At 61.0% G+C, this 22,198-nt stretch carries 18 protein-coding genes; 4 read left to right on the top strand and 14 right to left on the bottom strand.

Annotation, left to right across the window (positions count from 1 at the left end; all coding sequences use genetic code 11):
- Positions 1-14 precede the first annotated feature (14 nt).
- Positions 15-1,385, top strand: a complete 1,371-nt coding sequence (gene creD, locus AC193Q_RS17780; RefSeq protein WP_095668151.1) for a cell envelope integrity protein CreD — start codon at positions 15-17, stop codon at positions 1,383-1,385.
- 205 nt (positions 1,386-1,590) lie between these two features.
- Here creD and AC193Q_RS17775 read toward each other — a convergent pair whose 3' ends face one another.
- From AC193Q_RS17775 to AC193Q_RS17740, 8 genes are all read right to left on the bottom strand, one after another.
- Positions 1,591-2,220: a glutathione S-transferase gene (locus AC193Q_RS17775; protein ID WP_483878647.1), complete on the bottom strand. Its 630-nt coding sequence runs from the start codon at positions 2,218-2,220 to the stop codon at positions 1,591-1,593.
- Positions 2,221-2,427: 207 nt separating this feature from the next.
- Positions 2,428-2,607 (bottom strand): hypothetical protein, encoded by a 180-nt coding sequence (locus AC193Q_RS17770; protein ID WP_047297051.1) that lies wholly within the window; start codon positions 2,605-2,607, stop codon positions 2,428-2,430.
- Positions 2,604-3,728, bottom strand: coding sequence for a PepSY-associated TM helix domain-containing protein (locus tag AC193Q_RS17765; protein ID WP_131670552.1), 1,125 nt, complete (start codon positions 3,726-3,728; stop codon positions 2,604-2,606). The genes AC193Q_RS17770 and AC193Q_RS17765 overlap by 4 nt, the downstream gene beginning before the upstream one ends.
- Positions 3,729-3,802: 74 nt before the next feature.
- Positions 3,803-6,229, bottom strand: a complete 2,427-nt coding sequence (locus tag AC193Q_RS17760) for a TonB-dependent siderophore receptor (RefSeq protein WP_121187539.1) — start codon at positions 6,227-6,229, stop codon at positions 3,803-3,805.
- Positions 6,230-6,498: 269 nt separating this feature from the next.
- A complete protein-coding gene (locus AC193Q_RS17755; RefSeq protein ID WP_121187537.1) occupies positions 6,499-7,470 on the bottom strand; it encodes a FecR family protein in 972 nt (323 codons plus the stop codon).
- A complete protein-coding gene (locus tag AC193Q_RS17750; RefSeq protein ID WP_121187844.1) occupies positions 7,467-7,985 on the bottom strand; it encodes an RNA polymerase sigma factor in 519 nt (172 codons plus the stop codon). The genes AC193Q_RS17755 and AC193Q_RS17750 overlap by 4 nt, the downstream gene beginning before the upstream one ends.
- Positions 7,986-8,201: 216 nt before the next feature.
- A complete protein-coding gene (locus AC193Q_RS17745) occupies positions 8,202-8,909 on the bottom strand; it encodes a 3'-5' exonuclease (protein WP_047297043.1) in 708 nt (235 codons plus the stop codon).
- Positions 8,906-10,840, bottom strand: a complete 1,935-nt coding sequence (locus AC193Q_RS17740) for a putative nucleotidyltransferase substrate binding domain-containing protein (RefSeq protein WP_302183183.1) — start codon at positions 10,838-10,840, stop codon at positions 8,906-8,908. The genes AC193Q_RS17745 and AC193Q_RS17740 overlap by 4 nt, the downstream gene beginning before the upstream one ends.
- 259 nt (positions 10,841-11,099) lie before the next feature.
- On the opposite strand from AC193Q_RS17740, the gene AC193Q_RS17735 reads away from it, so the two are divergent.
- Positions 11,100-11,546: a response regulator gene (locus AC193Q_RS17735; protein WP_047297039.1), complete on the top strand. Its 447-nt coding sequence runs from the start codon at positions 11,100-11,102 to the stop codon at positions 11,544-11,546.
- A 147-nt stretch (positions 11,547-11,693) separates the two neighbouring features.
- Here AC193Q_RS17735 and AC193Q_RS17730 read toward each other — a convergent pair whose 3' ends face one another.
- Complete coding sequence (locus AC193Q_RS17730) at positions 11,694-13,871, bottom strand: malate synthase G (protein WP_483878646.1); 2,178 nt, start codon at positions 13,869-13,871, stop codon at positions 11,694-11,696.
- A gap of 638 nt (positions 13,872-14,509) precedes the next feature.
- Here AC193Q_RS17730 and AC193Q_RS17725 point away from each other — a divergent pair.
- Positions 14,510-15,028: a glycine cleavage system transcriptional repressor gene (locus tag AC193Q_RS17725; RefSeq protein ID WP_007966538.1), complete on the top strand. Its 519-nt coding sequence runs from the start codon at positions 14,510-14,512 to the stop codon at positions 15,026-15,028.
- A 223-nt stretch (positions 15,029-15,251) separates the two neighbouring features.
- Here the strand turns inward: AC193Q_RS17725 and rarD are convergent, their stop codons facing one another.
- The 5 genes from rarD to AC193Q_RS17700 form a co-directional block, all read right to left on the bottom strand.
- Positions 15,252-16,139 (bottom strand): EamA family transporter RarD, encoded by an 888-nt coding sequence (rarD, locus tag AC193Q_RS17720; protein ID WP_483878645.1) that lies wholly within the window; start codon positions 16,137-16,139, stop codon positions 15,252-15,254.
- A gap of 160 nt (positions 16,140-16,299) precedes the next feature.
- Complete coding sequence (locus AC193Q_RS17715) at positions 16,300-17,274, bottom strand: serine/threonine protein kinase (RefSeq protein ID WP_047297034.1); 975 nt, start codon at positions 17,272-17,274, stop codon at positions 16,300-16,302.
- Positions 17,275-17,457: 183 nt separating this feature from the next.
- Complete coding sequence (locus AC193Q_RS17710) at positions 17,458-19,359, bottom strand: PhoX family protein (protein ID WP_483878644.1); 1,902 nt, start codon at positions 19,357-19,359, stop codon at positions 17,458-17,460.
- 70 nt (positions 19,360-19,429) lie between these two features.
- On the bottom strand, positions 19,430-20,194 hold the full coding sequence (locus tag AC193Q_RS17705; RefSeq protein ID WP_483878643.1) for a TOBE domain-containing protein: 765 nt from the start codon (positions 20,192-20,194) through the stop codon (positions 19,430-19,432).
- 103 nt (positions 20,195-20,297) lie between these two features.
- On the bottom strand, positions 20,298-21,032 hold the full coding sequence (locus tag AC193Q_RS17700) for a phosphoribosyltransferase family protein (RefSeq protein WP_483878642.1): 735 nt from the start codon (positions 21,030-21,032) through the stop codon (positions 20,298-20,300).
- 91 nt (positions 21,033-21,123) lie between these two features.
- Between AC193Q_RS17700 and bioB the strand changes: the two genes are divergently transcribed.
- Positions 21,124-22,179, top strand: a complete 1,056-nt coding sequence (gene bioB, locus AC193Q_RS17695; protein WP_027610689.1) for a biotin synthase BioB — start codon at positions 21,124-21,126, stop codon at positions 22,177-22,179.
- Positions 22,180-22,198: the final 19 nt, after the last annotated feature.

The raw sequence follows: 22,198 nt of genomic DNA, 5'->3' as shown, positions 1-22,198 counted from the left end.
CAGGGAGCGTCGTTATGAATCGAAATCTGACTATCAAACTCGGGGCTGTCGCCCTGTTGATCCTGCTGTTGCTGATCCCGCTGTTGATGATCGACGGCATCATCGATGATCGCCAGCAACTGCGCGATGGTGTGCTCGAAGACATCGCCCGCAGTTCCAGCTACAGCCAGCAACTGAGCGGGCCCGTGATGGTGGTGCCGTATCGCAAAGTGGTGCGTACCTGGAAGACCAACGAGAAAACCAGTCAGCGCTATGAAGAACTCGGTGAGGAACGCGGTCGTTTGTACTTTCTGCCGGAACGCTTCGAGCTCGACGGACAGGTGCAGACCGAGCTGCGCGCCCGGGGCATTTACCAAGCGCGATTGTTCCATGCTGACAATCGCATCAACGGGCATTTCTCGTTGCCGGCGCAGTTAGGCATCAAAGAAGACTTTGCCGATTACCAGTTCGACGCGCCGTTTCTGGCGGTGGGCATCAGTGATATTCGCGGTATTGAAAACGCGCTGAAACTGGAACTCGACGGCCAGCGTCTGGACTTTGTACCTGGCACCCAGGTGGGCTGGCTCGGCGAAGGTGTGCGGGTCACGTTGCCGACACTGGACACCCGCAACGCCACGGAGCTGACCTTCGGTTTCGACCTGCGCCTGCAAGGCACCGGTTCGTTGCAAGTGCTGCCAGTAGGCAAGGCCAGCCACGTCAGCCTGGCGGCGAACTGGCCGCACCCCAGCTTCATCGGCAACTTCCTGCCCGCCAAACGCGAAATCAATGATCAAGGTTTCAGCGCCGATTGGCAGACTTCGTTTTTCTCCACCAACCTGCAAGAAGCGATGAACCGCTGTGTGATGGGCAATGATTGCGAGGCGTTCAACGGGCGCAGTTTTGGCGTGAGCTTCATCGACCCGGTGGATCAGTACTTGAAGAGTGACCGGGCGATCAAATATGCGCTGTTGTTTATCGTCCTGACCTTCGCCGGTTTCTTCTTGTTCGAAGTGCTCAAGAGTCTTGCGGTGCACCCGGTGCAATACGCATTGGTCGGGGTGGCGCTGGCGTTCTTCTACCTGTTGTTGCTGTCGCTGTCGGAGCACATCGACTTTGCTTTGGCCTATCTGCTGTCGGCCAGTGGCTGTGTGTTGTTGATCGGATTTTATGTCTGTCACGTGCTGCACAACGTGCGCCACGGCCTGAGTTTTTCCGCGGGATTGGCAGCGTTGTATGGCCTGCTGTATGGGCTGCTGAGCGCCGAGGACTATGCGTTGCTGATGGGTTCGCTGTTGCTGTTCGGCCTGCTCGGGGTGTTCATGGTGCTGACACGCAAACTCGACTGGTACGGGATCGGGCAGAAACCGGCCAAGCCGCTGGCGTTTGATGTGGGGGCGATGCAATGAGCGGGTTGGGATTGCGTGAAGATCAGCGAGAGGTGGAGGTTTTGGTGACGCTGATTGTTGCAGCACTGCCGCCGCAACCCAGGTGGTGCCATCGCTGGCAAGCCAGCTCCCACAGGATTTGTGCTGAAACAGAGGGTTCTGTCATACCCAAATACATTGTGGGAGCTGGCTTGCCAGCGATGAGGCCAGAACAGGTTCCGCCGATTTAAGGCTTGGGCAGGGTGGCGACCATGGACGGTCGCTGACTCACTTCAAAGAACCAGTTGGCCAATTGCCGATTGGCGCTGCGCCAGTCCAGATCCGGATGACGCAGATCAAGGTAACCCAACGCACAGGCGACGCTGATGGCGGCCACGTCGAAATGGCTGGTCAGCTCGGCGATGGCGTCAGCTTCCAGATAGGCCAGGGCGCGGCGGATCTTCTCGCGCTGGGCCTCGAGCCATTCGTCCCAGTGCTTTTCCGGGGCGCGCAATACCAGTTCGTAACGCACCATCACCGAGGCATCCATGATTCCGTCGGCCAGCGAGGCCAGGGTCAGACGCCGCCACCGGGCCGCGCCGTCGCGGGGGATCAGCGGGTTGCCGACATGCTGCTGGTCGAGGTATTCGAGGATTACGCGGCTGTCATGGATCACGCTGCCGTCGGCCAGACGCAGGGCCGGGATCTTGCCCAGCGGATTGTCGGCGTTGAGCGCAGCATCCGGGCTGACCGGGCTGAGCACGCAGTCTTGCAGGGCGACGCGATCCTGCTGGCCGGTCTCATGCAGCAGCACCATCACTTTGCGCACGAACGGGGAGAGCGTGTTGTGGAACAGGGTCATGCTGGGGGCGGACATGGGCAAACCTCGGTGGTCATCGAAGAACAGCAGGTTAGCCTAGCTACAACCACTGTGGCTGGCGAGGAATTGATGGTGTTCGTGAGATCGCCATCGCTGGCAAGCCAGCTCCCACAGTTTTTGCAGCGAACACAAATTTCAGATTCAGCATTAACCCCCGTGGGAGCTGGCTTGCCAGCGATGAGGCCATCACCGACAACACAAAAACTACCTGCGCTGCAACAAACCTCTAATGGCCAGAAACGCCGGTACACCCAGCCCGACCCAGCTCAACGCATCCCAGATCCCATCCCCCAACAACGCCGCAAACAACCCCGCCGCACTCAGCAGCGCAATCACCAGCGGCGTGCTGAAGACCTTCCAGAAATTGCTCTGACGCGGCTTCATGCGGCAGCCTCCACCGTCACCGGTTTCGCCGCTTTACGCCGCACCACCCACAGATACACGCCGCTGCCAAGGACGATGATGGTCAGCACGTCGAGGGTCGCCCAGAGGATTTTCATCGGCATGCCGCCGTAGTCACCGAAGTGCAATGGCTGCGACAGGCCCATGGCGTCCATGTACCACGGGCGCTCGGCCACGGCGGTGACCTGCAGGGTGCCGGCGTCGATCAGCACCGGCGTCAGCAGGTGCGAGGTCAGGTGCGTGCCGCCCTTCATGAACACCGCGTAATGATGCTCGCTGGAGAATCGCGTACCGGGGAAGGCAATGAAGTCGGGGTTCATCCCCGGCGCCACGTCCCGGGCGATGTCGAGCAGGCGGGTGGCCGGGGCCAGTCGGGTCAGCGGTGGGGCATCGCGGTAGGGCGCAACCATGGCAGTCAGCGAGTCATTGCGCCACGCGGCGATGATCAGATCAGCACAGGCGCTGATCACTCCGGTGACACCGACCACCAGCGCCCAGGTCAGCGTAACCACGCCGATCAGGTTGTGCAGGTCGAGCCAGCGCAGCCGGGAGGACTTGTCCTGGCGCACGGTGCCGAACTGCAACCGGCGCATGAACGGCAGGTACAACACAGTTCCCGAAATGATCGCGACCACGAACAGCAAACCCATGAACGCCAGCAGCAACTTGCCCGGCAGGCCGGCGAACATGTCCACATGCAGGCGCAGGATGAACAACATCAGGCCTCCGTTGGCCGACGGGGTTTCCAGTGCTTCACCGGTGCGCGCATCGAGCATGAACGTGTGCGAAGAATTCGGCTCGGTACCGGCGGTTTTCGCCATGATGGTCAGCACGGCGTTGGGCTCGTCGTCCTCGAAACCGAAGTACTGCACCACTTCGCCGGGACGATGTTGTTCTGCCGCCTCGACCAGTTGCGCCAGGTTCAGGCGCGGGGTGTCGGCGGGCATTTCGCGCACTTGCGGGGCATCGCCGAGCAGGTGTTCGATCTCGTGATGGAAGATCAGCGGCAGACCGGTCAGTGCCAACAGCAGCAAAAACACGGTGCAGATCAGGCTGGTCCAGGTGTGGATGAACGACCAGCGGCGAATTGTTTTACTTTTCATTTCATGACCTTCAAAAACACCGAAGCCGTCCACGGGGGACGGCCTGGTGACAGGACCTGTTTCAGCTCACGCGCTTACCACTTGTAGGTGGCGCTGGCGACGACGCTGCGCTGGTCGCCGTAGTAGCAATAGAAGCCGTCGCAGGTGGAGATGTAGTCCTTGTCGAACAGGTTGGTGGCATTGACCGCCACCGATGCACCTTTGAGGCTGTTGTCCAGGCGACCGAGATCGTAATGCACGGAGGCATCGAACACGGTGTAAGCATCGGCCTTGCCCAGCCAAGTGTTGCCCTGATCGCCGTAGGTGTTGCCGGTATAACGCACGCCACCGCCGATACCGAAGCCGTCGAGCACGCCGTTGTGCCAGGTGTAATCGGTCCACAGCGAGGCCTGCTGGTTCGGCATCAGCTGCAGGCGGTTGCCTTTGTAGTCGCCTTTCTGCACTTCGGACTTGGCCAGGGTGTAGGCGGCGATCACTTTCAGGTTATCGGTGACGTCCGAGGTCGCCTCCAGTTCCAGGCCTTTGACTTTCACTTCGCCGGTCTGGCTGGTGATCGGGGTGTTGCCGACGGTGGTGGTGACTGCGACGTTTTTCTGCGTCAGGTCATACACGGCGGCGGTCAGCAGGGTCTTGCTGCCCGGTGGCTGGTACTTGACGCCCATTTCCCACTGCTTGCCTTCGGTCGGCTTCAGCGAACCGGTGGAGGAGGCGTCGGCGCCGGTGGTGGGCTGGAAGGATTCGGCGTAGGAAATGTACGGGACGAAGCCCGAGTCGAACACGTAGCTGAGCGCTGCGTTACCACTGAAGTTCTTGTCGCGCTGGGTGTTGGTCGCGTCGGCCTTGTTGAAGAATTTGGTGCCGGTGTGGATCCAGTCTTCACGACCGCCCAGCGTCAGGCGCCATTGGTCGAGGGCCATCTGGTCCTGCACGTAGAGGCCGGTCTGGTAGGTCTTCTGGTCGTAGTCGTAATACGCCGTCGAGCGATCCGGACGAACGATCGGCTGGCCGTAGATCGGCTTCAGCACGTTGGTTTTCTGACCGTCACCGTAGATCGACAGGTAGTTGGTGTTGCTGCGCTGGTGATCCAGCCCCAACAGCACGGTGTGGCGAATGTCACCGGTGGCGAAGTCGGCCTGGAAGTTGTTGTCCACCGCGAACTGGCTGATGTCTTCGTCAACGCTGGTGCTGGTGCGCCCGACGTTGCCTTGATCGTCCACCAGGGTGTACGGATAAGAACCGACAGTCAGGGCCTGGAACGACAGATCCGACTTGGTGTAGCGCAGGTTCTGCTTGAACTGCCAGACATCGTTCAGCCGGTGTTCAAACGCATAGCCGAGCGCGTAGTAAGTGCGGTCGTAATATTCCCAATCCGGGTCGCCGAGGTTTTTGTGGTGCGAGACGCTACCGAACGGCATGTCGATCTTGGTGCCCTGCACCGGCAGGAACTGGCTGGTAATGCCGGTATCGTCGCGGGTGAACTGGCTCAGCAGGGTGAACCTGGTGTCGTCGTCAATGTTCCAGGTCAGGCTCGGCGCGATGTTGTAGCGCTTGTTTTCGATGTGATCGATCTGCGTGTCGCTGTCGCGCACCACCCCACTGATGCCGTAGAGAAACTGGCCGGCGTCGTCGATCTTGCCGGTGCTGGCGAAGTTGATCTGGCGGTGGTTGTCGCTGCCGTACTGCAGCTGGATTTCGCTGCTGGCGTCGCTGCTCGGGCGCCGGCTGACCATGTCCAGCAGGCCGCCCGGTGGGGTCTGGCCGTAGACGGAGGAGGCCGGGCCGCGCAACAGGGCGAGGCGATCGAGGTTCCAGGTTTCCTGTTTCGGGTTGGCGTACACGCCTTTTGGCAGTGGCAGCCCATCGAGGAACTGCGTCGGCTCGAAGCCACGCACGCGCAGCCAGTCGGCGCGGGTGTCGCTGCCGTAGCTGCTGGCGGTGATGCCCGGCATATAACGCACGGCGTCATCGAGGCTGTGCACGCTGCGGTCGTCCATTTGCTGACGGGTGGCGACCGAGATCGAGCGCGGTGCCTCGACCAGCGCGGTGTCGGTCTTGGTACCGGCGGCGGTGCGGGTGGCGGTGTAGCCCTCGACCGGGCCCCAGGCCGTTTCCAGGTTTTCCACGCCGATCACGGCGGTTTCCGGCAGCGCCAGTGTCCCTTCAGGCACGGCAACCAGGCTGTAGGTGCCAGTGCTGCTTTGTTCCAGTTGCAGACCGGTGCCTTGCAGCGCCGCGCGCAGAGCGCCGGCGGCGTCGTATTGCCCGTTGACCGGCGCCGAGGTCTTGCCCGCCGCCAGCGATGGATTGAGCGACAGCGCAAGGCCACCCTGGCTGGCGATCTGGTTCAGCGTGGTCGACAGCGGCGCCGCTGGCAGGTTGTAGGCACGCACGCTGGAGGCCTGTTCAGCAGCGAGCAACGGGCTGCTGAGCAGCGGCGCGCTGAAGGCAATGGCGATGGCCAGCAGACTGGGGCGCAACAAGGTGTCTAGCGAACGGGACATGCGAAGGCTCCTGAATGGAAATATTTCTCAATTGCCTGTGTGCCGGACGAGAATTGAAAAGTGATAGGGCTGGATGAAAATAATGTCGATTAACTGGGAGTGGGGCAGCCGATTCGCGTGGCAACATTGGTTTTGTGCAGTTGCGGGCGGCCCCATCGCTGGCAAGCCAGCTCCCACAGGTTCAGCGCAGCTCACAGAATTGATATTCACCATCGATCTCTGTGGGAGCTGGCTTGCCAGCGATGGCGGCCGCTCGGGCACCAGATAAATCAGGGCTTTGTATCTGCTTTGGCCACCGTGACCCAATACGGCGTGTGCTGCTCGATCTGCACCGGCAGCGTCGGCAGCAGGGCGCTCAAGGCCTTGTCGGTGTCGTGCAGCGGGAAACTGCCGGTGATGCGCAGGTCAGCGACTTCCGGCGCCACGTCCAGATGCCCGCGCCGGTAGCGTCCAAGCTCACGCACCAGATCTTCCAATCGAGCGTTGTCCACCACCAGCATGCCGCGGGTCCAGGCATCGGCGCCGGGCGTAAGCGCAGCGACCGCGTCGAGGCCGTTATTGCGGATCAGTACTTGCTGGCCTTCGCGCAGGATCTGTTCTTCAGGATGGCTTTGCGGATGCGCCGCCACCGCCGATTGCAGGACGCTCAGACGCGTGCCTTGGTCTTCACGCTTGACCAGAAACCGTGTCCCCAATGCGCGCATGCTGCCTTCGCGGGTTTCGACGATGAACGGCCGCGCATCACCGTGACCGGTCTCGACCAAGATCTCGCCTTCCTGCAATACGATCAGCCGCTGCCTGGCATCGAAGCGCACATCCACCGCGCTGTGGGTGTTGAGATTGAGCACGGTGCCATCGGCCAGGCGTACCGTGCGCTGTTCGCCGGTGGCGGTGCGTTGATCGGCAAGCCAGTAATCCAGCGGCAAATACCGATCACCGGCAAACAGCGCCAGACCGATCACCGCCACCACGCTGGCCAATCCGCTGCCGAGCATGCGCACGCGCCGCCGAATGCCTTCGCGCGATTGCAGTAACGCAGCGCGAGCCGGGCCGTTGGCGACGTTGAAGCGCTGATCGAGCATGCCCAGTTGGCGCCAGGCGCGGGCGTGTTCTTCATGGGCCGCATGCCATTTGGCGAACTCCTCGCGCTCCAGCGGACTGCCGGAATCCAGCGACAATTGCCAGGCAATCGCCGCGTCCAGCACCTGGGCCGAGACCGGTTTGGAGCTGGCCGGATTCATGTCGGCTCACCGTAGAGGGCGATGTAGCACTGGCGAATGCCTTGCGCGAGGTATTGCCGCACGCGGGGCACCGAGACGCCGAGCTTCGCGGCGATTTCGGCGTGGCCGAGGCCGTCGAGGCGGTTATACAGGAAAGCGGCGCGGGCCTTGGTCGAGAGTTTGCCGAGCAGTCGGTCGATGGCCTTGAGGTCTTCCAGGATCAACTGCTGTTCCTCCACCGAAGGTTGTTCGCCTTCGGGGATCAGCATCAATTCGGCGAGATAGGCCTGTTCCAGCGCAGTGCGACGGAAGTAGTCGAACAACAGGCCCTTGGCGATCGCCACCAGAAACGCCCGGGGTTCGCGCGGGGTCAGCAGTTGATCGCGACCGAGCAGGCGCACGAAGGTGTCCTGGCTCAGGTCTTCGGCCCGTTGCGGGCACGCCACATTGCGCCGCAGCCAGCTCAGTAGCCAACCGCGATGGTCGCGATACAACGCACCGACGAGTTCACTGTGAGGGCTTGGGACTGACGACACCAGACGCACCGATTGGGAAATGTTAACCAACGAGAATTGTTCGCGATTCTCGCAGAGGTGGGAATGGTTAGCAATTGGCCACTGGTCAGATGAGGTTAATGGTAAGCCCTGTAGGAGCTGCCGCAGGCTGCGATCTTTTGATCTTGTTTTTAAAAGCAAGATCAAAAGATCGCAGCCTGCGGCAGCTCCTACAGGGGATGTGGTTCGGCCGAAAATCTAGAAGGAGGGCGCCTGCTGACGGCGTTTCCACTGACTCAAACGCTGCTGCAAATTCAACGGACTATGAATCTGCTGCTGCCGCGCCCGGCTGAACAGGATCAACGCCAGCTCCGCCGTGGCCAGCGCATCGGCACTCGCGTTGTGCCGCTCGAACACCTCAAGTTTGAACCAGTCGATCCATTCATCCAGCCCGGCCTCGCGAATACTCGCCTGCGGGCACAACAACGGCGCCATGTCCGCGACATCCAGAAACACGTTCTGCAGCTTGTAGCCCAAGTGCTCCTTCAGGGCGCGTCCGAGCATGTGCTGATCGAAGGGCGCATGAAACGCCAGCACCGGGCTGTCGCCGATAAACTCCATGAGCTCCAGCAGCGCTTCGGCCGGGTCGCTGCCGGCGGCAATCGCGTTCGGCCCCAGGCCATGAATCAACACACTGGGGCTGAGCTTCAGCTCCCGGCATTGCAGGGTGCGTTCGAACTGCTGGCTGAAGTCGATTGCGCCGTCCTCGATGACCACTGCACCGATCGACAACACGCGATCCTTGTTCAGGTTCAGCCCGGTGGTTTCCAGATCGAGCACCACCCAGCGCTGCTCGCGCAGGCTGCATTCTTTCAGTTCGCCAATGGTCGGCAGTTTTGCCAGGCGCTGTTGCAGGTCTGCCGACAGCAGTGGGCTGGCCGGCCGCAGCCACGAAAACAGGCTCATAGCTGATACCGCAAGGCCAGGCTGCTTTGCAGGCGCTGCGCCTGGCGCAGCGATTCACGCAGGATGCGCCGGTCCAGATGATTGAGGCTGTCCGGGTCGACGCGGTTGGACCAGGGCAGATTTTCACGGGTCTGGATCTGATGCTGCTGCATGCGCGTCTGTTGGATGAAGTGGTAGGCCTCTTCATACGCCGCGCCGTCGAGCCGTTCGATGACTTGTTTTTCGACCAGCTGACGCAAGCGTTCGAGGGTGTTGTTGGTTTCGATGCCATGGGCCAGCGCCAACAGGCGCGCGCCATCGACGAAGGGCGTCAGGCCCTGGACCTTGAGATCGAGGGTGGCTTTCTCGCCGTTTTTGCGCGCCAGCACAAACTCGCGGAAACGCCCCACGGGCGGGCGATTGCGTAGCGCGTTCTCGGCCATCATGCGCTGGAACAGACGGTTGTCGCCGACTTGCTCGAGAATCCCGCGGCGCAGTTGCGCGCAGCCTTTTTCGTCGCCCCAGACCACCCGCAGGTCGAAATAGATGCTCGAACCGAGCAGGTTCTCCGGCGTCGCCTCGCGAATGAACGCTGCAAAGCGTCGCGCCCATTCTGCCCGGGACAGGCACAGCTCGGGGTTGCCGGCCATGATGTTGCCCTTGCACAGGCTGAAGCCGCACTGCGCCAGGCTCTGGTTGATCTGCTGGGCGATCGGCAGCAGCTTGCCGCGAATCTCCGCCGCCTGCGCCGCGTCCCTCGCTTCGAAGAGAATGCCGTTGTCCTGATCGGTGTGCAGCGTCTGTTCGCGCCGGCCCTCGCTGCCGAAGCACAACCAACTGAACGGCACGCCGGGGTCGCCTTTTTCGGCGAGGGTCAGTTCGATCACCCGGCACACGGTGTGGTCGTTGAGCAGGGTGATGATGTGAGTGATCTGCGTCGAAGACGCACCGTGAGCCAGCATGCGTTCGACCAGTTGGCCGATCTCGCCGCGCAGGCTCACCAGTTGCTCGATGCGCTGGGCGCTGCGGATGGTCCGGGCCAGATGCACCAGATCGACCCGTTGCAGCGAGAACAGATCGCGCTCGGAGACCACGCCACACAAGCGCTGATCCTTGACCAGACAGACGTGGGCGATGTGCCGTTCGGTCATGGCGATCGCCGCGTCGAAGGCGCTGTGATCCGGCGACAGAAAGAACGGCGAGCAGGTCATGTGGCGCTCGATGGCTTCGCTGAAATCACCGCTGCCATTGGCGACCACCTCGCGCAGATCGCGCAGGGTGAAGATCCCCAGCGGCGCCTTGTGTTTATCCACCGCAACGATGCTGCCGACTTGTTGCTCGTGCATCAGCTTCACTGCTTCGCGCAGTGGCGTGTCGGGGCTGCAGGTCACCGGATGGCGCATCGCCAATTCGCCGAGGCGGGTGTTGAGCGAATACTGGGTTCCGAGGGTTTCCACGGCTTTCTGCTGGACTTGCTGGTTGACCTGATCGAGCAGGCTGCTGACCCCGCGCAGGGCGAAATCGCGGAAGCTGCCGGACAGGGCAAACAGTTTGATGAACGCCGGTTTGTTCAGCTGCAGGCAGAAGGTGTCTTCGCCGGCCAGGTGTTCGGTACGGGTTGCCCGTTCGCCAATCAGTGCGGCCAACGGGAAGCATTCTCCGGTGGTGATCTCGAAAGTGGTTTCGGTACCGGGCCGGGTGATGTGCTGACGCTCGCCGATCACGCGGCCCTGTTTGACGATGTAGAAATATTCGACCGGCCCGTCGGCAGGTTTGATGATGCTTTCGCCCTGGCCATAGAAGCGCAGTTGACATTGCTCCACCAGAAAAGCCAGGTGGGCGTGTTCCATCTGATTGAAAGGCGGGAAGCGCTGGAGGAATTGCAGGGTGCCCTGAATGTTCTGCAACACCGCGGTTTTCCCTGCCTGGGTGAAGGCGTCCGCTTTACTCATAACCATTACCGCAGTCTTTTTTGAATTGTTGTTGTCGGATCGATGCAGCCATGGTCGGCCCCTGCGTGCAGGGTGCCCATTGGACGTAAGTCTAGGTTGGGGTTGCCGTTCGGCACATTTGGGAAGAACCCTACAAAAACAGTCGGAAATTCTCGCGTCAGCCTCTTGGAAAAAAATCCGACGAAGTGCACATTGAAGCTGTGCTTAGCGATGTCTGACGACTGTGCCAGGTGACTGAATTGAAAACGTAGAGAGTGCCATGTCCGACCACGATATTTTGAGCGACGCCGAGCGTGAAGCGCTCAGCGCTGTCATGCTCGAACCCGACTTGCCGCCGCAACGTGTACTGATCGTCGATGACGACAAGGACGCCCGGGAGCTGTTGTCGGAGATTCTCGCGTTGGAAGGCATTCGTTGCATGACCGCGGCCAGTGGCGAAACCGCGCTGAAGATGCTCGACGAAAAACCTTCGATCGGGCTGGTGATCACTGATTTGCGCATGGGCAATGTTGGTGGGCTGGATTTGATTCGGCAGGTGCGTGAGTCGGAGCGGGCGGCGTTGCCGATCATCATTGTTTCCGGCGATGCCGATGTGAAAGACGCCATTGCCGCGATGCACCTGAGCGTGGTGGATTTTCTGCTCAAGCCGTTTGATACGGCCCAGTTGCTGGGCCTGGTCAAACACGAATTGGGCATCGAGCCCTGACTTTTTTGCAGATCAAAAGATCGCAGCCTTCGGCAGCTCCTACAGGTGATCTCATGTAGGAGCTGCCGAAGGCTGCGATCTTTTGATTCTGCTTTCCAAAGAAAAAGCCCTGATCTCTCGACCAGGGCTTTTTCACATCAGCGCAAGTTACAGGCCATTGGCCTTCTTGAACTCGCGACGACGACGGTGCAGCACCGGCTCGGTGTAGCCGTTCGGCTGTTTGGTGCCTTCGATCACCAGTTCGACCGCCGCCTGGAAGGCGATATTGCTGTCGAAGTCCGGTGCCAGCGGACGGTACAGCGGGTCGTTGGCGTTCTGCCGGTCAACCACCGGCGCCATGCGCTTGAGGCTTTCCATCACTTGCGCCTCGGTGACGATACCGTGGCGCAGCCAGTTGGCGATGTGCTGGCTGGAGATGCGCAGCGTCGCACGGTCTTCCATCAGGCCCACGTCGTTGATGTCCGGCACTTTCGAGCAACCCACGCCCTGGTCGATCCAGCGCACCACGTAACCGAGAATACCCTGGGCGTTGTTGTCCAGTTCGTTCTTGATCTGTTCCGGCGTCCAGCTCGGGTTGACCGCCAGCGGAATGGTCAGGATGTCGTCCACCGAAGCGCGGGCACGTTTGGCCAGTTCGGCCTGACGAGCGAACACGTCAACCTTGTGATAATGCAGCGCGTGCAGTGCAGCGGCGGTCGGCGACGGTACCCAGGCCGTGTTGGCGCCGGCCAGCGGGTGAGCGATTTTCTGTTCGAGCATTGCCGCCATCAGGTCGGGCATCGCCCACATGCCTTTCCCGATTTGCGCGCGACCTTGCAGGCCGGTGCTCAGACCGATATCGACGTTCCAGTTCTCGTAGGCGCCGATCCACTTCTCGGCCTTCATGTCGGCCTTGCGCACCATCGGGCCGGCTTCCATCGAGGTGTGGATTTCGTCACCGGTGCGGTCGAGGAAGCCGGTGTTGATGAACACCACGCGCTCGCTGGCAGCCTTGATGCAGGCCTTGAGGTTGACCGTGGTACGGCGCTCCTCGTCCATGATCCCGACTTTCAGGGTGTTGCGGGCAAGGCCCAGCACGTCTTCGATGCGACCGAACAGCTCGTTGGTGAACGCCGCTTCTTCCGGGCCGTGCATCTTCGGTTTAACGATGTAGACCGAGCCGGTGCGAGTGTTCTTGCGCGAGGTGTTGCCGTTGAGGTTGTGCATCGCTGCCAGACACGTCACCAGACCGTCGAGAATGCCTTCCGGCACTTCGTTGCCGTGCTTGTCGAGGATCGCGTCGATGGTCATCAGGTGACCGACGTTACGCACGAACAACAGCGAGCGCCCGTGCAGGGTCAGTTCACTGCCATCGACCTTGGTGTAGGTGCGATCCGGGTTCATGGTGCGGGTGAAGGTCTGGCCGCCCTTGGCGACTTCTTCGGACAGGTCGCCCTTCATCAGGCCGAGCCAGTTGCGGTAGATCACCACTTTGTCGTCGGCATCGACGGCAGCCACAGAGTCTTCACAGTCCATGATGGTGGTCAGTGCCGCTTCCATCAGAATGTCTTTGACGCCGGCGGCGTCGGTCTGGCCGACCGGGGTGCTGGCGTCGATCTGGATTTCGAAATGCAGACCGTGGTTTTTCAGCAGGATCGCGATCGGGGCATTGGCATCGCCCTGGAAACCGATCAGCTGAGCATCGTCACGCAGGCCGGTGTTGCTGCCGCCCTTGAGGGAGACCAGCAGTTTGCCGTCAGCGATCTTGTAACCGGTGGAGTCGACGTGGGAGCCGGCAGCCAGTGGCGCCGCTTCGTCGAGGAACGCACGGGCGAAGGCGATGACTTTGTCGCCACGCACCTTGTTGTAGCCTTTGCCCTTTTCCGCGCCACCGTCTTCGCTGATCGCGTCGGTGCCATACAGGGCGTCGTACAGCGAACCCCAGCGGGCGTTCGAGGCATTGAGGGCGAAGCGGGCGTTCATCACCGGCACCACGAGTTGCGGGCCGGCGGTGCGGGCGATTTCATCATCGACGTTTTGCGTCGTTGCCTGGAAATCAGCCGCTTCTGGCAGCAGATAACCGATTTCTTGCAGGAAGGCTTTGTAGGCCACGGCGTCGTGCGCCTGGCCGGCGTGTTCCTGATGCCAGGCATCAAGACGAGCCTGGAAGTCATCGCGTTTGGCGAGTAGGGCTTTGTTCTTCGGCGCCAGGTCATGAATGACCTTGTCGGCACCTTCCCAGAATTTTTCGGCGGTGAGGCCGGTACCGGGAATGGCTTCGTTGTTCACGAAGTCGAACAGGACTTTGGCGACCTGCAGGCCACCGACTTGAACGTGTTCAGTCATTGCTTGCCTCACTCTGCTCAGCTATTTCGCTTTTCAGCTCTTCAATTTAACAATGAAGCCTCTGGCCATTTAAACCACAAACCTTCCGACCAGTACATGCCATTGCTGGCGGCTGGGCTGGGACCAATCAACGGCTTGGGGGCCTTGCTGACGGGGCTTTCAGGATTGCGAACGTGCCTTGGGCAGACATCGATCCAGCGTTATGTAGTGCGCGCTGCGGCATACTACATGATGAGTTGCGCTTGTGAAAATCAGACTAATTACGTCGTTCTGCGACCTCATGACGCATTGCGGTCACGTCGCGGAACGGGATGTTCTCAAAAAACCAGCGGATTGTTCCAGTTAAATATAAAAAGTTGTACACATAAATGCTTTCTGCCTGCTATGGCATCCCCCTGCGGTGCACACTTCTGTAGTGAGGGGATTTATCCCCGATGGGTGGCGAAGCCGCCCCCTGCGCGCTGACAGGTAGACCGAGCTGACAGGGGTTTACGGCTGCTGCGCAACCGATCGGGGATAAATCCCCTCGCCACAGGTCGCATCCAAAACCAGGACACAGGTCTGCTGCCTGGGCTGAATCAAACCCTTGCCTATACTTGCCTTTCTATAACAAAAGTCATGAAAAGAGGGGCTGCGCCATGGACCATCTCGTACTCACTGTGTTTGCTCCGGACAAGCCCGGGCAGGTCGAGCGCATCGCCCAATGCATCGCCGAGCATGGCGGTAACTGGCTGGAAAGCCGCATGTCACGGATGGCCGGGCAGTTCGCCGGGATTCTGCGGGTGGGCGTGCCGGCGGAGGCTTACGACGAATTAGTCGATTCCCTACAAGCACTGTCGGCACAGGGCATTCGCGTGCTGATTGCCGAGAGCGGCATCGAGCAGTCTTGTACCTGGAAACCGATCGCCATGGAGCTGGTGGGCAACGACCGTCCGGGCATCGTGCGCGACATCACCCGTTTGCTCAGCGAGCAGGGGGTGAACCTCGAACGGCTGGTGACCGAAGTGCGCCCGGCACCGATGAGCAGCGAGCCGTTATTCCACGCTGAAGCAATTCTCGCGGTGCCGCTGACCCTGTCGCTGGACGTACTGCAATCGCGCCTGGAAACCCTGGCCGATGATCTGATGGTCGAACTGGTGTTACGCACTGACGTTTAAGCGCCGCTGGGGTTATCCAGTTTTAACGTGCACCTGCCTGTGGATAACCTGTAGAGACCGGGCGCAATGCCACGCCGGCTGTGGCTTGCCGGGAACTGATCAAAAACCCGCCAGCATTCAGTGACTTGCGCACAAACGGCGGGGATCACGCTGTGGATAACCTTGGGAAGGAACGTTGCAGACCACGAGAATCGTGGTCTGCGAAGGTTTGTGCGTTTTTTGATCAGCTGCGCCGGCGCAAACTGATCACCGCATCGACGCTATAAACGGCCAGACCGGCCCAGATAAAGATGAACGCGATCAGCGTGCTCGACGACAAATGTTCGCCGAACAGCAGCACTGCCTGCAGCAGCACCAGGGTTGGTGCCAGGTATTGCAGGAAGCCGATGGTGGTGTAAGGCAAGTGGCGCGTGGCAGCGTTGAAGCACACCAGCGGCACCAGCGTCACCGGGCCGGCGGCTACCAGCCACCAGGCTTGCGAGGTGGTCCAGAACTCCGGTTGCGCGCTAGTCGCGGTCTGGTTGAACAACAGCCAGGCAATGGCGATCGGCACCAGCATCCAGGTTTCCACTACCAGCCCCGGCAAGGCTTTGACCGGCGCCTGTTTGCGGATCAAACCGTAAAAGCCAAAGGTCAGCGCCAGCACCAGCGACACCCACGGCAGACTGCCGACCTGCCACACTTGCTGCGCCACGCCGATGGCCGCCAGCCCCACGGCGATCCACTGCATGCGCCGCAGGCGTTCGCCGAGAATCAGCATCCCCAACAGCACGTTGATCAGCGGGTTGATGTAGTAACCGAGACTCGCTTCGAGCATGCGTCCGTTGTTCACCGACCACACGTAGGTCAGCCAGTTGGCCGCGATCAAGGTACCGCTCAGGGCCAGAATCGCCAGGCGTTTGGGGTTGTCGAGCAATTCGCGCAACCAGCCCGGATGCTTCCACACCATCAGCAACAGGGCGCCGAACAGCGCCGACCACAGCACCCGGTGAATGATGATCTCGACAGCGGGTACTTCGGCGATGGCTTTGAAGTAGATCGGGAACAGGCCCCAGATGATGTAGGCACTCAGGCCCAGAATGTACCCGCGACGCGGGTTGGCGGCTTGCATGCAGAATCCTTGCTTAGGCAGCTAACAAAGGAGGGATTGTAAGGAGGTTGTATAGATGTGTCGTGTCAGAAAGCGAAAAGATCGCAGCCTTCGGCAGCTCCTGCAGGGGAATGCGATCCATGTAGGAGCTGCCGAAGGCTGCGATCTTTTGATCTTGAATTCAGAACAATTTCAAAGGTTCTTCGTTGAGCGCCGACAGTTGCTCCCGCAGCGCCAACACCTGATCGCCCCAATACCGTTCGGTGCCGAACCAAGGAAAGCTGTGCGGAAACGCCGGGTCGTCCCAGCGCCGCGCCAGCCACGCGCTGTAGTGCATCAGCCGCAGGGCGCGCAGCGGTTCGATCAGCGCCAGTTCGCGCGGATCGAAGTCGTGGAATTCGTTGTAGCCATCCATCAGTTCCGAGAGCTGGCCGAGGCATTCCTGACGATCGCCCGCCAGCATCATCCAGATGTCCTGCACGGCCGGGCCCATGCGGCAGTCGTCGAGGTCGACGATGTGGAACATTTCATCGCGGCACATCATGTTGCCGGGGTGGCAGTCGCCGTGCATGCGGATGTTCTGGTGCGGCGTGGCGGCGTAGACGTCTTCGACACGCTTGAGCAAGTCGCGGGCCACGGACTCGTAGGCTGGCAGGAGGCTCTTGGGGATGAAGTTGCCTTCAAGCAATGTTGCCAGCGAGGCGTGGCCGAAGTTCTGCACGGCGAGGGCTTCACGGTGTTCGAACGGCTTGGTGGCGCCGACCGCATGAATGCGCCCGAGCAACTGGCCGAGGCGATACAACTGATCGAGATTGCCCGGCTCCGGCGCACGGCCGCCGCGACGGGGAAACAGGGTGAAACGGAAACCGGCATGCTCGTGCAGGGTTTCACCGTTGTGGATCAGCGGCGCCACCACCGGGATTTCGACGTCGGCCAGTTCGAAGGTGAACTGGTGTTCTTCGAGGATGGCGTCATTGGTCCAGCGCTGCGGGCGATAGAACTTGGCGATCAGCGGTTCGGAGTCTTCGATGCCGACCTGATAGACGCGGTTCTCATAGCTGTTGAGCGCGAGAATGCGCGCATCGCTGAGGAAACCGATGCTTTCGACGGCATCGAGCACGAGATCGGGTGTAAGGGTTTCAAACGGGTGGGCCATGCTGACTCCTGCGCGCAGCAGGCTGCCGCGTCCGGCCCAGCATGGTAGCGCAGATGGCAGGGGGGGAGTGAGTTGGTGTCTGGGAGGACGCTATCGCTGGCAAGCCAGCTCCCACAAAGTCTTGCACTATTCTCAAATCAGCGCAGAACCTGTGGGAGCTGGCTTGCCAGCGATTAGGGCCTGTCAGGCGCCGACGATTCCACCGTCCTCACGGGTAATCGCCATCACCGATGAACGCGGCTTGCCATTCGGCAGATGCTCGGGGAAGGTCGAACCACCGTTCTCGCCCGGGTGCTGAATCCCGACAAACAGGGTCTTCTGATCCGGTGAGAAGCTGATCCCGGTGACTTCGCAACCAATCGGCCCGACCATGAAGCGGCGAATTTCGCCGGTCTTGGGGTCGGCACAGAGCATCTGGTTGTTGCCCATCCCGGCAAAGTCGCCGGCATTGCTTGAGTCGCCGTCCGTCAGAATCCACAAGCGCCCGGCCTTGTCGAAGCCCAGCCCGTCCGGGCTGTTGAACATGTTCTGCGGGGTGATGTTCGACGAACCGCCCTTCGGCGTACCGGCATGGACGCCTGGATTGCCGGCGACCACAAACAGATCCCAGGCGAAGGTCTTCGAGGCGTGATCGTCGCGGTCGGTGCGCCAGCGCAGGATCTGCCCGTAGACGTTTTTCGCGCGTGGGTTCGGCCCGCCCACCGGCTGCCCGTCTTCGCCGCGTTTGGCGTTGTTGGTCAGGGTGCAATAGACCTGGCCGTCCTTCGGGCTGACGACGATCCATTCCGGGCGGTCCATGCGCGTGGCGCCGACCACGCTGGCGGCGAGGCGGGCGTGGATCAGCACTTCGGCCTGATCGGCGAAACCGCTGCTGGCGTCGATGCCGTTCTTGCCATGGGTCAGTTCGATCCACTGGCCCTGGCCTTTCGGGTGATCCGGGTTGCCGTCACCGGCATCGAATTTCGCCACGTACAAAGTGCCGTGGTCGAGGATGTTGCGGTTGGCCTTGGCGTTGCGGTGGTTGATGCGGTCGCGGCTGACGAATTTGTAGATGAACTCGCCGCGTTCGTCGTCGCCCATGTACACCACGGCGCGGCCGTCGTCGGTCTCGGCCAGTGCGGCGTTTTCATGTTTGAAGCGACCCAGCGCGGTGCGCTTGACCGGGGTCGATTGCGGATCGAACGGATCGATCTCGACCACCCAGCCGTGACGGTTGAGCTCGTTGGGGTTCTTGGCCATGTCGAAACGCGGGTCGAACGGATGCCAGTTGATCTCGCGGCTGGCCGCCGACACACCGTAACGCTTCTGCGCCGGGTCGAACTGCTGCTGGGCGTTGCTGCTGCCAAAGCAGTCGGTGAAGTTTTCTTCGCAGGTCAGATAGGTACCCCACGGTGTCTTGCCGTTGGCGCAGTTCTGGAAGGTGCCAAGGACTCTCTTGCCGTGCTTGTCGGCGGCCGTCTTCATCAGCTCGTGACCGGCGGCCGGGCCGCTGATGCGCAGCGGCGAGTTGCCGTGGATGCGCCGGTTGTAACGCGAGCCCTGGACGAACTGCCATTGGCCGTTCTTGCGCAGCACTTCGATCACCGACACACCTTCGCAGGCCAGTGCCTTGCGCACGTCTTCGGCCGATTGCGGCATGCCGCCGTGCGGGTAGAGGTAGCGGTAGTTGGTGTATTCGTTGTTGATCGCCATCAACGCGCGGTTTCGGTCGTCGGGGAATTCGAACAGGCTCATGCCGTCGTTGTTGTCGCCGAATTGCACTTCCTGTGCGGCGGCGGTGCCATTGCCGCTCGGGTCGAACGCCGGGCCGTTCTTGTGCAATGGCTGACCCCAACTGATCAGCACCGAGGACTTGTAGCCCTTCGGCAGGCTGATGACGTCTGTGGTGGCGGCGGGAATGCTCTCGAAACCGAGCAGGCGGCTGTTGCCGGCGCTGATGCCGGTGGCCAGCGCGCTGCGGCTGAGCAGGTTGCCGCCGAGAAACATGGCGGCGCCGCACAGCGCGCCGGCGCTGATGAAACCGCGACGGCTGAGGCCGACCATTTTTTCCAGGTCTGTCGATTGGTTTTCTTCTAATAGGCTCACATCAGGCTCCCTGCTTGGTTTTGGCAGCCACCTTAATGAGCGTCGATTACGCTTTCGTTGCAGCGTCTGATTACAGCGGCGTGCCGATCAGTACATTGGACGGCGAAAACTGCACCTGCACCAGTTGCCCGACACTCAGCCCGCGGGTGCGAAGCTGCAGCGGCTCAGCCAGAGCGCAGAGCGTCTGGCCGTTGGGCAAAGCGATGCGCACTTCGCTGGGGCCGTCCTCGGCATCGAGAATGGCTTCGAGCGTGCCGCTCAGTAGATTGTGTCCAGATGTTGCCGCTTGATCCGCCGCCAGCAGTTCAAGCCAGCCGGCCTTGATCAATGCCACCACTTCAGTGCCCGGTTGCAGCTCCAGGTGCACGGTGCTGTCGTGGGTGATCTGTGCGTTGATCCACAAACCTTCAGCCAGTTCGAGGCGGATCACGTCATTGCGGCCCTGACTTTCGATGCTCACGACTTTGCCGTGCAGTTGATTGCGGGCGCTGGTTCTGAGCATCAATCGCCCGAGCAGATCCAGATCACTGGCGTCTTCAGCCGCTTCCAGCACTTGCGCCTGCAAAGCCTGCAGCTTTTGATAAAGGCGCAACACCCGCTCGCCTTCGCTGGACAATCTGGCGCCACCGCCGCCCTTGCCACCGACCGCACGTTCCACCAGTGGCTTCTGCGCCAGGTTGTTCAACTCATCGATCGCATCCCAAGCGGCCTTGTAACTCAGCCCGGCGCTTTTTGCGGCGCGGGTGATCGAGCCCTGTTCGGCAATGTGTTGCAGCAGGGCGATGCGCTGCGGACGGCGGACGATGTGCTGGGATAACAGAGACGGCATGGACATGGAGGGGGGGCTTTTCACGATGGCGGTGGAAAGTGAAGTTGGCGGCTTGAGCCACAAGAGTCAAGCCACACACTGTCCTCCCACAATGGGATTGTGCTGACTTTCAATTCCCCGGTTTTGGCGTGCGCGCCAGGCAATACACGTCAACCCGCGCTGCGCCTGCATTTTTTAGCAGTCGCGCCAATGCCTGGGCCGTGGCGCCGGTGGTCAGCACGTCATCGATCAATGCGAAGTGCCGACCTTTCACATCGGTGTCAGGGTTCAGCGCGAAGGCATGACGCAAATTGCGCTTGCGCGCCTTGGCGTCGAGATCCTGCTGGGCGCTGGTGTCGTGGATCCGCCGTAGCGCCTGTTCCTCAAAAGGCAGATCCAGCTGTTGGCTTAACCATCGCCCGAGCATCGCGGCTTGATTGAACCCGCGTTGGCGCAGAGGTTTGCTCGCCAGTGGCACCGGCAACAACACATCGGGTCGCGGCAAACCTTCATCGAAGCGATGTTGCAGGTATTGTCCGGCAACGTCGGCAAGCAGGTGACCAAACGGCCATTTCGCCTTGTGTTTAAAGCGTGTAATCAGACTGTCCACCGGGAAGTCATAGCGCCACGGCACGACCACCTGTTCGAACGCCGGCGGCTCTAGCAGGCACTCGCTGCAGGTCAGACCGACAGCCGGCATCGGCAAAGCGCACGTCTGGCACTGGTCGCCGAGCCAGGGCAGCTCGGCTTCGCAGGCGACGCACATTGGCAATTCTGCTTCTGCGGGTTCATCGCACAGCAAGCAGGTCTGTACGTTTTTTAAACAGATGTAAACCTGCTGTTCGTATCGTGGTTGACAGCGCATGACTCTTCCTTAAATATGCCGAACATCCGTGTCGCGCCTGTGGGTATTACGTTCCCGCAGCCGCCAGCCAAGCATAACCAAGGAACTGCCCATGAGCGCCAGCACCTCTGCCACCCTGCGCCACGACTGGTCTTTAGCCGAAGTCAAAGCGCTCTTCGTACAGCCATTCAACGACTTGCTGTTCCAGGCGCAGACAGTGCACCGCGCACATTTCAACGCCAACCGGGTGCAGGTTTCGACCCTGCTGTCGATCAAGACCGGTGCCTGCCCGGAAGACTGCAAGTACTGCCCGCAGTCCGGTCACTACAACACCGGCCTGGAAAAAGAAAAGCTGATGGAGGTGCAGAAAGTCCTCGAGGAGGCTGCCCGCGCCAAAGCCATCGGCTCCACGCGTTTCTGCATGGGCGCGGCGTGGAAGCACCCGTCCGCCAAAGACATGCCGTACGTGCTGAAGATGGTTGAAGGCGTAAAAGCCATGGGGCTGGAAACCTGCATGACCCTCGGGCGTCTCGATCAGGAGCAGACCGAGGCGCTGGCCAAGGCTGGCCTGGATTACTACAACCACAACCTCGACACCTCGCCGGAGTTCTACGGCAGTATCATCACCACCCGCACTTACAGCGAGCGCCTGCAGACCCTGGCCTACGTGCGTGAGTCGGGGATGAAGATCTGCTCCGGCGGCATCCTCGGCATGGGCGAGTCGCTGGACGACCGCGCCAACCTGCTGATCCAGTTGGCTAACCTGCCGGAGCATCCGGAGTCGGTGCCGATCAACATGCTGGTGAAAGTGGCCGGTACGCCGCTGGAAAACGCCGACGACGTCGATCCGTTCGATTTCATCCGCATGCTCGCCGTGGCGCGCATCCTCATGCCGCAATCCCACGTGCGCCTGTCCGCCGGCCGCGAAGCGATGAACGAGCAGATGCAGGCGTTGGCATTCTTTGCCGGTGCCAACTCGATTTTTTACGGCGACAAACTGCTGACCACTGCCAACCCGCAGGCCGACAAGGACATGCAGCTGTTCGCGCGTCTGGGTATTCAGCCAGAAGCCCGTGAAGAGCATGCCGATGAGGTGCATCAGGCCGCGATCGAGCAGGCGTTGGTGGAGCAGAAGAGCAGCGAGCAGTTCTATAACGCTGCGGTCTGATCTTCGCTTGAAATGCAAA

Source organism: Pseudomonas sp. F2, assembly GCF_057174385.1.
This window is presented reverse-complemented; position numbering and strand designations above follow the sequence as displayed.

Excerpts from the sequence above, each read along its gene's own strand:
- creD (WP_095668151.1), top strand. The coding sequence starts at position 15 with ATGAATCGAAATCTGACTATCAAACTCGGGGCTGTCGCCCTGTTGATC.
- AC193Q_RS17775 (WP_483878647.1), bottom strand. The coding sequence starts at position 2,220 with ATGTCCGCCCCCAGCATGACCCTGTTCCACAACACGCTCTCCCCGTTC.
- AC193Q_RS17770 (WP_047297051.1), bottom strand. The coding sequence starts at position 2,607 with ATGAAGCCGCGTCAGAGCAATTTCTGGAAGGTCTTCAGCACGCCGCTG.
- AC193Q_RS17765 (WP_131670552.1), bottom strand. The coding sequence starts at position 3,728 with ATGAAAAGTAAAACAATTCGCCGCTGGTCGTTCATCCACACCTGGACC.
- AC193Q_RS17760 (WP_121187539.1), bottom strand. The coding sequence starts at position 6,229 with ATGTCCCGTTCGCTAGACACCTTGTTGCGCCCCAGTCTGCTGGCCATC.
- AC193Q_RS17755 (WP_121187537.1), bottom strand. The coding sequence starts at position 7,470 with ATGAATCCGGCCAGCTCCAAACCGGTCTCGGCCCAGGTGCTGGACGCG.
- AC193Q_RS17745 (WP_047297043.1), bottom strand. The coding sequence starts at position 8,909 with ATGAGCCTGTTTTCGTGGCTGCGGCCGGCCAGCCCACTGCTGTCGGCA.
- AC193Q_RS17740 (WP_302183183.1), bottom strand. The coding sequence starts at position 10,840 with ATGAGTAAAGCGGACGCCTTCACCCAGGCAGGGAAAACCGCGGTGTTG.
- AC193Q_RS17735 (WP_047297039.1), top strand. The coding sequence starts at position 11,100 with ATGTCCGACCACGATATTTTGAGCGACGCCGAGCGTGAAGCGCTCAGC.
- AC193Q_RS17730 (WP_483878646.1), bottom strand. The coding sequence starts at position 13,871 with ATGACTGAACACGTTCAAGTCGGTGGCCTGCAGGTCGCCAAAGTCCTG.
- AC193Q_RS17725 (WP_007966538.1), top strand. The coding sequence starts at position 14,510 with ATGGACCATCTCGTACTCACTGTGTTTGCTCCGGACAAGCCCGGGCAG.
- rarD (WP_483878645.1), bottom strand. The coding sequence starts at position 16,139 with ATGCAAGCCGCCAACCCGCGTCGCGGGTACATTCTGGGCCTGAGTGCC.
- AC193Q_RS17715 (WP_047297034.1), bottom strand. The coding sequence starts at position 17,274 with ATGGCCCACCCGTTTGAAACCCTTACACCCGATCTCGTGCTCGATGCC.
- AC193Q_RS17705 (WP_483878643.1), bottom strand. The coding sequence starts at position 20,194 with ATGTCCATGCCGTCTCTGTTATCCCAGCACATCGTCCGCCGTCCGCAG.
- AC193Q_RS17700 (WP_483878642.1), bottom strand. The coding sequence starts at position 21,032 with ATGCGCTGTCAACCACGATACGAACAGCAGGTTTACATCTGTTTAAAA.
- bioB (WP_027610689.1), top strand. The coding sequence starts at position 21,124 with ATGAGCGCCAGCACCTCTGCCACCCTGCGCCACGACTGGTCTTTAGCC.